This window comes from Lactobacillus sp. PV037 (assembly GCF_014522345.1).
Taxonomy (GTDB): Bacteria; Bacillota; Bacilli; order Lactobacillales; family Lactobacillaceae; genus Lactobacillus.
Genome location: NZ_CP041985.1, coordinates 44173 through 56661 on the forward strand (window position 1 = coordinate 44173; position 12489 = coordinate 56661).

14 protein-coding genes are annotated in these 12489 nt (G+C 29.7%); 13 read left to right on the forward strand and 1 reads right to left on the reverse strand.

From position 1 onward, the window contains the following. Positions 1-49: 49 nt before the first annotated feature. A complete protein-coding gene (locus FP435_RS00210; protein ID WP_265482838.1) occupies positions 50-727 on the reverse strand; it encodes a LysM peptidoglycan-binding domain-containing protein in 678 nt (225 codons plus the stop codon). 232 nt (positions 728-959) lie between these two features. On the opposite strand from FP435_RS00210, the gene FP435_RS00215 reads away from it, so the two are divergent. The 13 genes from FP435_RS00215 to FP435_RS00275 all read left to right on the forward strand — a co-directional run bounded on the left by FP435_RS00215 (position 960) and on the right by FP435_RS00275 (position 11502). Further along, on the forward strand, positions 960-3254 hold the full coding sequence (locus FP435_RS00215) for a transglycosylase domain-containing protein (RefSeq protein WP_265482839.1): 2295 nt from the start codon (positions 960-962) through the stop codon (positions 3252-3254). A gap of 333 nt (positions 3255-3587) precedes the next feature. Further along, positions 3588-4001: a hypothetical protein gene (locus FP435_RS00220; protein ID WP_265482840.1), complete on the forward strand. Its 414-nt coding sequence runs from the start codon at positions 3588-3590 to the stop codon at positions 3999-4001. 93 nt (positions 4002-4094) lie between these two features. Next, on the forward strand, positions 4095-4619 hold the full coding sequence (locus FP435_RS00225) for a hypothetical protein (RefSeq protein WP_265482841.1): 525 nt from the start codon (positions 4095-4097) through the stop codon (positions 4617-4619). 156 nt (positions 4620-4775) lie between these two features. Beyond that, entirely contained in the window at positions 4776-5384 is a 609-nt protein-coding gene (locus FP435_RS00230; RefSeq protein WP_265482842.1) for a JAB domain-containing protein, read from the forward strand. A gap of 87 nt (positions 5385-5471) precedes the next feature. After that, a complete protein-coding gene (locus FP435_RS00235) occupies positions 5472-6014 on the forward strand; it encodes a hypothetical protein (RefSeq protein WP_265482753.1) in 543 nt (180 codons plus the stop codon). A 95-nt stretch (positions 6015-6109) separates the two neighbouring features. After that, positions 6110-6796 (forward strand): hypothetical protein, encoded by a 687-nt coding sequence (locus FP435_RS00240; protein WP_265482754.1) that lies wholly within the window; start codon positions 6110-6112, stop codon positions 6794-6796. Positions 6797-7016: 220 nt separating this feature from the next. Next, the gene (locus tag FP435_RS00245) at positions 7017-7937 is read left to right on the forward strand and encodes a hypothetical protein (RefSeq protein WP_265482755.1); all 921 of its coding nucleotides are present in this window, start codon (positions 7017-7019) and stop codon (positions 7935-7937) included. A gap of 144 nt (positions 7938-8081) precedes the next feature. Then, positions 8082-8597: a hypothetical protein gene (locus FP435_RS00250; RefSeq protein WP_265482756.1), complete on the forward strand. Its 516-nt coding sequence runs from the start codon at positions 8082-8084 to the stop codon at positions 8595-8597. Positions 8598-8713: 116 nt separating this feature from the next. Beyond that, entirely contained in the window at positions 8714-9055 is a 342-nt protein-coding gene (locus FP435_RS00255; RefSeq protein ID WP_265482757.1) for a type II toxin-antitoxin system RelE/ParE family toxin, read from the forward strand. A 12-nt stretch (positions 9056-9067) separates the two neighbouring features. Then, positions 9068-9412, forward strand: a complete 345-nt coding sequence (locus FP435_RS00260) for a HigA family addiction module antitoxin (RefSeq protein WP_265482758.1) — start codon at positions 9068-9070, stop codon at positions 9410-9412. Between the two features lie 150 nt (positions 9413-9562). After that, on the forward strand, positions 9563-9886 hold the full coding sequence (locus tag FP435_RS00265; protein ID WP_265482759.1) for a hypothetical protein: 324 nt from the start codon (positions 9563-9565) through the stop codon (positions 9884-9886). Between the two features lie 319 nt (positions 9887-10205). Beyond that, positions 10206-10964, forward strand: coding sequence for a hypothetical protein (locus FP435_RS00270; RefSeq protein ID WP_265482760.1), 759 nt, complete (start codon positions 10206-10208; stop codon positions 10962-10964). Continuing rightward, a complete protein-coding gene (locus tag FP435_RS00275) occupies positions 10957-11502 on the forward strand; it encodes a hypothetical protein (protein WP_265482761.1) in 546 nt (181 codons plus the stop codon). The genes FP435_RS00270 and FP435_RS00275 overlap by 8 nt, the downstream gene beginning before the upstream one ends. Positions 11503-12489 lie beyond the last annotated feature (987 nt).

Genomic DNA, 12489 nt, shown 5'->3' on the forward strand with positions numbered 1-12489 from the left:
AACTTTAAATCTAAAAATAAAGGGACTTCCTAACGGAAGTCCCAAATAACTAGTACCAACCATGAGCTTGCCAGAAGCTTTGAGCAGCACTCCATGAACCATATCTATTTTTAACGTAGTTGTCAGCTACTCTTTCTTGATTTGCTGGGGAGTAATCACCATGAAGATAGCCTGGAAGGAGTTGATAACGACCATAAGCACCTGATGAAGCGTTTTGAGCAGTATAAGAACCACCTGATTCTCGAGCAGCAATCCATTCCTTAGCGCTTGCTTCATTTCCGCTAACTGATGAAGTATAGGAAGTAGAAGATTGGGGATTTGTTTGAGTGGATTGACTAGGAGTGGTATAAGTTTGAGGAACATTTTGACTAGCAGTAGATTGTGTATTAGTGCTAGAAGTTTGTGAGGGAGCAATACTGTTTAAAGATTGAGAAGCTTGACTTTGAATACCTTGGTTAGTAGTGGTAGCTTTATCTTTGTTATTAGTAGTACCAGGAGCATTAACTTCTAATTTCTGGTTTTCAAAAATTAAATTACCACCGTTTTTAAGGTGATTGTCGTTAACAATTTGTTCAACAGTAGTTTTGTGTTCGTTAGCAATCTTCCAAGTAGTATCACTGTGTTTAACAGTTACAGTATCTGCATTAGCTTGAACAGAAGTCATTGTTTGACTAGCTCCAGCAACTGCTGATCCACCAATAAATAATAATAAATTCTGTGCTTTCATAAAAAGTCCTTTCTTGTTAATCAATAATTGAATTTGACTTAATTCTAAAACAAAGATACAGGGGTGTGGTTAAATACCAAAATAGGATAAATGTTACAAAATTATTACAACTTTTTAGAAAGAGTAAGTGAAAACTACTAATTTTGAGTTGATTTTAGTAATCCACAATTGAAGATAAATCCTTTATAAAATATAAATACAATAAGACTTCAAAATAGATAGGAAGAAGATAATGACATCCCTTAAAGAGAAACATACTTTCAAAATAATCTTTAAAATAATTTTTTATACCTCCTTACTAGCTATTGTGGCAGCAGTTGGGTTATTTGCTTATTATGCCAAAAGTGCGCCCCAACTTTACCAAAGTAAATTACAAAATGGTGGAGGAGCAAGTATATATCTAGATAACGGAAAATTTTTAACAACTTTAGGGTCAGAAAAAAGAATTTATCTACATCAAGATGAAATTCCGCAAACTTTAAAAGATGCGGTAGTTTCAATTGAAGATAAACGTTTTTATAAAGAGCCTTTAGGAGTAGATCCAATTAGAACTGCTAAATCACTTTTATCTAATATTAAACATGGCCATATAACTGCGGGAGGTTCATCAATTACGCAACAATTAATTAAACTGTCCTTTTTCTCAACTTCTTCAAGCGATAGAACTATTAAAAGAAAAGCTCAAGAAGCGTGGCTGGCTATGAAAGCTAGTAGAAGCTTTAGTAAAGACCAGATATTAACTTATTATATGAATAAGGTATATATGAACTATAATGTTTATGGAATAGGCTCAGCATCTAAGTTTTACTATAATAAAAAACCAAGTGAATTAGATTTGTCACAAACGGCACTTCTAGCTGGGATGCCAAATGCTCCTACAATTTTTGATCCTTATAAATATCCTGAGCAAGCAACTTATAGACGTAATTTAGTATTAGACGCAATGCTCAAAAACAGCAAAATTACCCATGATCAATATATACAAGCAAAAAAAGAAAATATTAAAGAAGGACTTACCTATAATCATCCCTTACAATCAAAATCAAGTCGAATTAATGATCCTTATATTAAAGAAGTAATCACTGAAATCAAACAAAAGGGGTTTGATCCTTATAATGACTCACTTAAGGTAACTATTAATTTAAACCAAGACTTACAAAACGAGATATATAAATTAGTAAATGAGGGCAAGGTACACTTTACTAATGATAAGATGCAAGTCGGGGGAACAGTTCTTGATCCCCAAAATGGACATGTTTTAGCTATTATTGGTGGGCGTAAGCTACCTAAAGTAGAATTTGGATTAGATAGGGCAGTACAGACGACTAGATCGTCAGGATCGACTATTAAACCGCTTCTCGATTATGCACCAGCAATTCAATATAAGAATTGGTCAACAGGACGGATTTTAAGTGACACGCCTTACTTTTACCCTGGTTCAACAATTCTAGTGAATAACTGGGATAACGGGTTTAAAGGTAATATGACTATGCGCTATGCTTTAGAGCAGTCAAGAAATGTACCAGCTGTTAAGACTTTAAGTGATGTAGGATTGAAGCGTGCAAAAAAGTTTGTAGCACCAATGGGGATTAATATCACTAAAAACGCAGGACTTTCAGTGGGATTAGGTGCTGATGTATCATCTTTGCAATTAGCAGGCGCTTATGGTGCATTAGCTACTTTAGGAACGTATCATAAGCCGCAATTTATCTCTAAAATTTCAACAGTAGATGGAGATACCTACCGCTATGATGTAAGTGGTGAAAGAGTAATGAGTGCTAGCACGGCTTATATGATTACTGATATGTTAAAAGGAGTAATTAAAAGTGGCTCAGGTACACAAGCACAAATTCCAGGACTTATTCAAGCTGGCAAAACAGGTACAGTTAAGTACTCTGATGAAGAATTACGTCAATATCCAAGCTACAATGATACTCCTAAAGATTCTTGGTTCGTAGGGTATACCCCTCAAGATGTGGTTAGCATATGGACAGGTTATGATAATCTTAAAGATGGTAAAATCTCAGGAGAAGGGGAAAATAGTGCTCAAGCCCTTTATAAAGCAATAATGGAGTATATTTATAAAGAAAAAACAAAAGATAAAACTATTGATTGGAAAATGCCTGATAGTGTAGTTAAACAAAAAGGTGAATTATATGTAATAGGGCATGAGCCTAAAGAAAAGAAGAAAAAGAAAGCTAATAAAAATAGTAGTAAAAAAGAAAGAGAACATGTAGGGCAAGAGGAACAAGATATAAACAATTCTAGTGTTCAAAGAAGTTCACAGTCTGAGCAAAATCAAAATAGTCACCGAGTATATAGAAGAGTAATTAGAGGTTCTCAAAGAACTAGAGATGATACACAAACGCAAGATTATTCTCAAACTCAGCGTCAAAATTATGATGATAACCAAACTTCTCGTTCTTCCTCATCTAGGAATGTTACACAAAATGCTCCGAATACTTCACAGTCTTCTCGAGAATCTAATGAAAATTCCAACTTGGAGTTTTACAAATACTATAACTAAGAGTCTAAAATAAGAAGTAGACTTTTACTTAGGGATGCATTAAAATAAAGACATAAATTAATTCTATTTGTATCTTATTTGTTTAATTTCAATTCCATTGTGGAATTTAAGTGAAGTAAAATTTTAAGCTATAAGTTTAGCTTAAGTAGCATTTAAAACTTTTTATTTTTAATGTAAAACATAAGGACACAGAAAATTTCTAATTTTATGATTAGGACTTTTTGTGTCCTTTTACTTTGCCCAAATTTTAGCAAGTGCTGGAAAAGGACAATTTGAGAGGAATAGATTGATTTAGTAAAAATCATTATTTAAAAGAATGTCGGAGGAATTATTATGTTAAACAACGATTACATCAGAGTAGTAGTAGCTAATGAAGATACAGGGAGATTCACAACAGGTATTGTTCGTCCAAATCCTAATGACTTTGTGGAGCTTTTTGAAAGTACTGATTTAGATGGTAAGTACATGCAAATTGGTAAGTATGAGTATTTTGTAATTTTTGACGTTAAACGTCAAAAAGCACAATATCCAATTACTGCTATGACGAAAATTCGTGGAATTTTCAATAGACGTTATAAGACTACTTTAAGAGGTAGTTTTGTAATTGCCAAAACCAATGATGCTGGGAGACCAGTTACTCTATCTGATGATGAAATTAACAATGTTATGAAGCATTTGATCTTAATTAGCGATACCCAACGAACTAACACATTTCCTGTGGTAGAAGTTGCTGGAGCCGTTGATTAAATCTAAGTAAAGGTATTTTTTATTTGAGCATTAAGATATAAGGATTTCTCTTGTATTTTAGTGCTTTTTGTTTTTAAAAGGAGAAAAATCATTATGAACAAGGAAAAATTTGTAGAGGTTGCAGTTCAAGATATGCTAGGTATGAAGAGTGTTTCTTTCATTAAGTTGCCATTAAGTGATGAAGAAATGGAAGAAGTTTATACGCACTTTAACCATGAGGAACTTTACAGTGAGGTAGTTAACTGGAAAGGGTTTGAATTTACTGACTTTGTGAAGTATCAACTTAATTTATCTTACTTGAATGAGGTAGTTAAGTTCTTAGCAGATAATCATCTTTATACTTATAAAGATTTATACAACTGGGGACTAGAGAACAAGCACATTTATGACCAGTTCCGTGACATTTCGGAATTAGATGAAGTGTTTAAATACTCATCACCGACTGAAATCTTAAAAGCTGCATACAATATCAACTTATCTGATGATTATGTTTATATTGATACTAACGGCCAAATTTCGACTTGCAACAAGTTTGAAAAGGCTAAAATTCTTAAAGATTTGGGTTCAGGTATGATGTATCACATTACTGATGAAATTGATAATGAATTATTAAAATAAATGGTAAGGAGATTAAGAATGTTTGAATTAGCAGCATTATTTATTATATTTTTTGTTCCTGGATACATTTTAGGAACATTTACTGGTAGTAAAAGATTTTTTGAAAAGTTTTTTGAATAAAGTAGTTTTTAACACACTACTATTAAGGAGTTATGTATGGATAAGACAGAATTTAAAGGTAATTTTATTGTATTAGACGAATTAAAGAACTACTTAGAAGATAAGGAAATCAAAGATTTTGATGCTTTATTTAGAGTGATGGTAGAGAAAAAACTTACTTCTAAAGAAGCATTATCAGAATATATCTTAAGCAGTGAATCTGATACAACTATTGTGAAAATTTTAAGAACATTAATTCAAGATTTAAAAGGTATTAAACTTTCAAATTTGACTATATTTGATTCAAGTGTGAAAGTCGGTAAATACATAATGGATAATTTTTCTGGTAAAGATCAGGAAGAGTTAAAAGTATTTTATTTAAATACCAAAAATGAATTAATTGCTGAAAAGACTCTTTCAAAGGGAACGGTCAATAAATCTTTAGCACATCCTAGAGATGTTTTAAGATGGGCATTAATTTATAATGCAACTGGCTTTATAATTTCTCACAATCATCCGAGTGGGAATATAACACCGTCTCCAAAAGATATTGAATTTACTAAAACATTAGTGAAGAGTAGTAAGGATATTGGGATTGCATGTTTAGATCACTTTATTGTAAGTGATTGGACCTACTTATCTCTAGCAGAAGAACATTTAATGTAACGTAAGGAAAGTACTTTAATACATCTCCAAAAAGTTGTATGAGAAGTACTTTTTATTATGAAATTATTTAATTAAAGGAGAAAATTTATGACAGCAATAAATAAATTAGGTGAATTTACAATTAAAGGAATTTCCAAAGCACTTATTGAAACAATTAAAGAATTTGATGAAAATTACAATCACGATTCTACAAATGTTGCAGAAACGTATGATTTATTAATTGATGAAGTTTCAACTATGATGCTAACAGAAGCATATTGTAGCGGTATAATAGCAAATTTAGACTCTAGTCTTTCAGGGGTTCGCAATTATACTTCTTTACTGGAAGTAATTGAAGAGATTGATCCTGAATGGGCTAAATATATGTTTGAAAATAATAAATTTGATGTTTTTCAACTGATTAGAGAAATGTGGAGACTATGTATTGATAGACTTATTAATTATCATGGGATGATAGATGAGAATATTTTTTCTTCTGATGAAGCATTAATCAAGTACTTAGAAGAGTTATCTAAGATAGATAGTCCGGATTTCTTTGATATTTTCTATGGTGATGAAATCGAACTTATTGAGAGTAAAACTAGATATGTAACTTTAGTAGTAGATAAAATATTGAAAAAGATTAATTAAAAAATTAAAGGTATTAAAGTATCCCAAGTTATGAGTAATTCAAGATTGCTTAAGTAAACAAAAGGATACTTTTTGTTTAAGAAAAGGAAACTAAAATGAATAACAAAACAATTTTAAAATTAATTAACGTAGAAAAGAATATCTTAGCAACATTAAGCTATGATGAGACACCGGTCAATCCTTTGGATTGGGATCATCTAACTCATTACTATTTTACGAACTCAGTCGATGGAATTGTAAAAGAGTTATTTGACAGAAACAGAGAAGCTTATAAACATTTTTATGATAAATTTACTGATGTTAAAGCTTTTTTCAATAATTTAACTCAAATTGCAGAAACCAAAGGAAAGTATATTTTCCCAGTAGTTAAATATCAGCAAGGTAAAGTTAAGTACGAAGTTGGTACTTCTGCAGGTTGGGAACATAACATAGTTGGATGTGCAATTGTAGCTGCTAGAGGTAAAGATAGCGTAAAGATTTCTCTTGATAAAGCTCTAAATCAAGTTCATGCCACGTTAGAAAATTACACTGATTATGTTAATGGAGATGTTTACTTAGTTTCTTTAGAATCACTTACTCTCTCTGGAGAAATAAATCATCATATTGATTCAATTGGTGATATTTATCAAAGTGATATTATTCATAGAAGTAAATATTATCAAGGTGATGTAAGTAAGGCGAGTATCTTAGAAGGACTAAGTAAATTAGAGTATGAAGTAATACCAACAGACTGGTACTCCACTTGTGAAGAAATTAAGGCTTTTTACTATGTAGGTAAGTAAATATGAGTAAAAGTAAAAGGAAATGGTATGGTTTTACCGAGGACTTAGTCTTTGGTGAAGTAATGCAGAGCAAAGGATGATAAAGAATTAAAGAGCATCATTGCATTGATTAAATAATTATACGTAAAACTTAATAAATTAAAGGTAAAACATCCCTAATAACTATGAAGTAGTAATTATGTATTTGAAAGTAATTATTACCCTTAGTAAGGGATGTTTTTTGTGTAAAGAGGAGAAAATTATGGCAAATTTATCAGAAGCAAACGGAACTTTCAGTTTTGAAAAAAATTTTTATTCTAAACATCAAGATTTAATTGATGAGTACTTTAAACTCGCTAAAGAGTCTTTGATTGGTGAATATGGTATTTATATCACTAAAAACAATTTTGATGGAAGTTTTGATTTTGATGGTATAGGAAGAAATTCTATGTATAACACTTTGTCATGGTGTTTAGCACCAGCTTCGTATCAAAGGTATCTTGCTGACAATACTTATGAAAAAGTATTAAAGAGAAAACGAACTATTGATAATTATGTTGAAAGCGATGTAGTACCATTAGAAGTAATCCTTGGTCTTGATGAAGATGAAATTATTAGAGTAGTTGATAATCCTCTTAATATAGATAATAAAAATCTTCTAAAATTAACAGACTTAGATAAAATGTTCTTAAAATTAATCAGAGTATTAGTAAAAGAAGATTCTGTAATTAATTTTGAATATAAAGACTTTGAACCTGGGAGTATCTTTCTAGTTTCTGAAAATGTAACTATTAAGCCTTCATCAAAGTCGCAAATTAAAACCTCGCAGATATTTGAAGTTGTTTCTTATGATAGTGAAGATCTTGGTTATAACGATAACAGTATTATTGAGAACGGGTTCGAATCTGGCTATGATCTTCATAAAGAAGATGATATAAAGATTTTGATTTCAGATTGTCTTGAAGAGTGGTATGAAAGTCAAGATGATAATTTTAGAACTAATTATGTGTTAGAGGACATTATTAATGCACTAAGGGTGTTAAGTGATGAAGATAATGAATATAATGGTCAATTTCGTAGTTATAGATTTGAAGATGAGGCTACTATATCTGAATTAGTAGATGATGCACTATATACGGTGGAATCTATTAAAGAAGGTTAGGATTAAACATGATTAATTGAAAGGTAAATGAACCTACAGTTAATCAATTTAGTTAAAGATATTAAAAACATTCCTATTAATTAGGTAAGGACTTAACAACAGGGATATTTTTTGTATAGAAGTTAAGGAATTAAGGAGAAAATTATGGCAGTTATGGAAAATCGTAAATTAAGTGTAGTTAAAGGTTTAGGTGCAAGCTATGCGGAAAAAATTGATAATAAATGGATTGTATATGGTGCTAAAAGTGCCGTCCTTTATGAAGATGGTTTCTGTTATAAAGCAGATTTAGATGTAAATCAGATACTCACATTACCCGAAGATACACCTATTTATGCTAGTGAAGGGTGCTTTTTTGGAGAAACCTTTGAAAAATCTAATCAAAGAATTATTGGTACAAGTGATGAATATACATCTGTTAAGGAATTTGAAGAATTAGTTAGAAGTACTTTAGATAAGATTGTTGATTGGTTTAAGGATTTTGATGATCCAGAGTTTAAATTAAAGTCTAATATTAAAAATTCATCAGCAACTTTTAATGAAATTGCTGAATGTATTTTTGGATATGTATCTTGGCAATATATGTCAACATGTGTTGATGAAATATTAGAAGATATGGCAGAAAGTCCTGAAAGTTATCCGACGATTTTTGAAGAAAGGTAAATAATTAAAAAATAAAAGCATCCCATGTAGGAAGTGATGAACTTCCTTTAAAAAGGGGCGCTTTTAGCGTCATAAATGATAAAATAATTGACTTAATATACCAAAAAGGTATAATTTTGTTAAAAGGAGATATTATGGAGATTTTTGCCAGTAATAACCGATTAACTAAAAACTTAAGTAATCAAAGAAGTATTATTAGAGAATACGGTAAAGATAGAGGAAACCGAATTGTTGCAAGATTAGATGAATTTAAAAATGCAAATAATTTAGCAGAAATTCCTAGTGATCCACCACCAAGGTGTCATCTATTATCCGGTAATTTAAAGAATAAATTTGCCGTTGATGTTAGTAAAAATTATAGAATAGTATTTGAAGGTTACGATAAAGATGATAATTTGTCAACAAAGAAGAGTCAGATTGTGACCGTACAAATTACTGAAATTGAAGATTATCATTAAGGAGAATTTATTATGTTACACAGAGAAAATAAAATTGAAGCTCCTTCCACCACTTCTGCTGCTGATTTATTAAAAGAAGTTATGGATTTTTATGAAATAACTCAAGTAGATTTTGCTAAACGAATTGGTATTAGTCAGAAACATCTTTCTGAGATTTTAAACCGAAAACAATATATGTCTCCTTTAGTCGCAGTACGTATTGAAAAAGTAATGGGTATTTCTAGTAAGCTACTATTAAATTTAGATGCTGACTTCAAATTAAATGAAGCTAAAGCTCAATTAAAAAAGGAAAATGTAGAATTAAAAATAAATAATCCGCTATTTTTACAGACCTATAGTTGGGTATCAAATCAATAAGCACATTAAAACGCATTTCTATTAAGGAATGCGTTTTTATTATTGGTAGTATCTAAATTCTACCTTTTTTAGTCATGCACATCTAACGATTTTTTTAATGTAATATAGATTTGTTAATCAACTTAGTAGGTGTGAAAGGGATAGAAATATATGGAAAAATTAACCGCAAATAAAGCTCGAATTTTTCGGCAACAATATCGAGTAAAAAAAGAACAACTAAAAGTAGCTTCAAGTGAAATTGAAACTGTTTTGCCGAAATTATTTGAATATCTTTTAGAAAACGATTTTTTATTCGAAGTTGAGACTGGAATTTCAGAGATTGTTAAAACTAAAATTAAGAACAATAAAAGCTACTTCATTTTAAATAATGTGGTAACTTACGATATATTATTTAAAATTCCTATGAAGATCGAATCAATGTTGTGGCCTTATTATAACTATGAAGATCGAATCAATGTTGTGGCCTTATTATAATAGGTTGGATACCGACCAATTAATAGTGTTATGCAAAAGTGCAAATATTAATCTTTCATCTGATACACTATCCGTATTAAACGGCTTTTATGATACATATGAAATTTATGAAAACAAATACTTAAAACCTTTTAATCTTGGAAGATGGGGCGATGTAGAGCATTATGTTATTGAATTTTTAGATAAAATAAGCCGTAAGATTTTAATTAGGTATTTGGTGGATTTAGGATACAACGTTCAAGTTATTGGTCGTATTAAAAAACGAATAAAGGTTAGCTGGTAATTTAATATAAGAGTTTGTGGAAGTTAATAAAACAAAATGAATAAAATCAAAAATATAACTCGCTTTATTATGTTTGGAGTAGCAGTAGTATTTATCATTCTAGGGATGCTAAATACTAATAATGCTTATGCAATAAAGGCATCTTCAGATCCAGGAAGTCCTGAAAAGAATAAAGATATAGTTTTACAATTGAAAAGTGATTTACATAAAAGTTTAAAAAAAGAGATACCTTTAAAAGACATAAATTTTAAGCTTGTTAGTAATCGGGGAAAAGTAGAAAAAGTGGGTAAATTAAATTTTTATAAAGAAATATGGATGGATAATTATGTTGGAGATAAATTTGAATATCCGAACACTAATTTGAACTTAAGTTATGCTTTTGATAATTTAGAAACTACTAATAATTTGTATACTAGTAAAAATTATCTTTGGCAAGTTTATAATGTAAAATTAAGCAATCTCATTCCAAAAATGAAATACAATATTGTAGTCGGTGCAGTCTATGACAATGAAGATTACAGAGTAATAAGAAAAATTATTAGTTTGAATACTGACGCTAGAGGCAGACTGTCTATTCCACTCTATAATTCAGTAAGTCTTGCTGCAGCGAATTACTCTAATGAAGATCCAACAGACTTTAAACCATCTACTTTTAAAATTACTAATAAGGCTATTGATAAGAGAAATAGAACAATAGATGAACTATTTGCAGGCTCACTAACTATAGTAATACCTTCACTATTGTTAATATTATTAGCATTACGGTCTAATGAAGAAAGAGGTAGAAATGTATAAATACTACGCACATAGCTTTGATTATACAAAGGAAAAAGAAAAAAATAATCATCAAATGGCTATATTACTAAAGAGAGAAAAACTAACAAATAAACTCTCGATAATAGTATCGTTTATCTGCGTTATCTGGAGTATAATTAAAATTTTTAAAGGTATAGATCTTCGAGCAGAATACTTTTTGGGGATTTTTGTAATAGCAGTAGGTTTGTTTATTTATAGTCTTCACTTAGAAAATTTAACAAGAAAGTATATAAAATTTGGCATAATAATTGAAATGAATAAAAATACGAATAAAAAGATTAAAGATATAATCATAGAAGCAGCTAAGCAGGAACATATTCCTATTACATTTCCTTTAAAACCTGATATATCAGTAAGTGGTAATCTTGTAAATAGTTTTGTTGCTTACAATGTTGAAGCTAAGATAAAAATTGATAATTATGTTTTCTTCATAAAGATGTATGACGAATTATTGGACAAAGCGGAAGTAAAAATCTCTAAGAATATTGAAGTGAATGTAAAGAAAAATAATCTTTAATTATACTCATAAAACTTCAAAAACATCTCTTATTACGTATGATAAGGGATGTTTTTGTTAGAGTAATTTAAATAATGTAGCGGCTAAAATTTTTTATATAGCTTTACCAAATCTGAGAAGACAAAACGAAAAGAGATAATGGTTAAAATAAAAAGGATAAATTCGGAGGCGTTGTCAAGAACTAAATTAATTTTCCCAGAGAAAATATAAAAGTTAAAGAAAGCTGTCCACCCGTAAATCAAATAGTAAAAGATAAATAGATGTATTGGAAAGCCTCCTTTTGAAGGGCTTATTTTATATGAAAGTAGTAGTGTAGATATAACAACAATTGCAGCCATAACCCATAAAGAATTCCAGGAATAAATAAAATTGTAAATTGGTACTAAGAATTTAGGAAAGTCTTTAAAGGATAAAATTTTAAAGTCATTGGAATTATTTGGGTATTGTTGTAAATAAAAGACTGCTATCCAATCTAATATATAAATTAGTAGAAGGCGAGGATTCCCTTGTAAATTATGTATTATAGTTTTTAGTAGTTTTTCCATATGCTGATCTTCTTTCTTTATAAGAATAAAGTTAGTGTAGCATATTTAGTTAGTTAGTTTTTGTACAACAAGAAAAAATAATATATAAATTTAAGTAATTATAATCAAGTGCTGAGAGGACAATTCTAAGGCGATGTTCACATAAATAATTGGTTAATTAATCAATTAAAGCAAAAGAAATCTATTTTATAATTTACTTCCTTTAAGGTTTAAATTAATGCTTTTTTGAGCATTCAGCTAGTGTTATAATTTAGTTATAACACTAGATAGGTCATTTAGAAATAGCGGAATGACGCTATTCTTGGAATACTACAAAAATAGCTAGTGTCATAATTTTAAATAATCAAAAAATAACACTAGCTGTATTAAATATAATTATTATGAAAAAGATAGGTATAATTTGGTTTTAAAGTATAAAAACATCAAAAAGTTAAATAGTGAA

Bases quoted from the DNA above. Each gene is read 5' to 3' on its own strand.
- FP435_RS00210 (WP_265482838.1), bottom strand. From the start codon at position 727: ATGAAAGCACAGAATTTATTATTATTTATTGGTGGATCAGCAGTTGCT.
- FP435_RS00215 (WP_265482839.1), top strand. From the start codon at position 960: ATGACATCCCTTAAAGAGAAACATACTTTCAAAATAATCTTTAAAATA.
- FP435_RS00220 (WP_265482840.1), top strand. From the start codon at position 3,588: ATGTTAAACAACGATTACATCAGAGTAGTAGTAGCTAATGAAGATACA.
- FP435_RS00225 (WP_265482841.1), top strand. From the start codon at position 4,095: ATGAACAAGGAAAAATTTGTAGAGGTTGCAGTTCAAGATATGCTAGGT.
- FP435_RS00230 (WP_265482842.1), top strand. From the start codon at position 4,776: ATGGATAAGACAGAATTTAAAGGTAATTTTATTGTATTAGACGAATTA.
- FP435_RS00235 (WP_265482753.1), top strand. From the start codon at position 5,472: ATGACAGCAATAAATAAATTAGGTGAATTTACAATTAAAGGAATTTCC.
- FP435_RS00240 (WP_265482754.1), top strand. From the start codon at position 6,110: ATGAATAACAAAACAATTTTAAAATTAATTAACGTAGAAAAGAATATC.
- FP435_RS00250 (WP_265482756.1), top strand. From the start codon at position 8,082: ATGGCAGTTATGGAAAATCGTAAATTAAGTGTAGTTAAAGGTTTAGGT.
- FP435_RS00260 (WP_265482758.1), top strand. From the start codon at position 9,068: ATGTTACACAGAGAAAATAAAATTGAAGCTCCTTCCACCACTTCTGCT.
- FP435_RS00265 (WP_265482759.1), top strand. From the start codon at position 9,563: ATGGAAAAATTAACCGCAAATAAAGCTCGAATTTTTCGGCAACAATAT.
- FP435_RS00270 (WP_265482760.1), top strand. From the start codon at position 10,206: ATGAATAAAATCAAAAATATAACTCGCTTTATTATGTTTGGAGTAGCA.
- FP435_RS00275 (WP_265482761.1), top strand. From the start codon at position 10,957: ATGTATAAATACTACGCACATAGCTTTGATTATACAAAGGAAAAAGAA.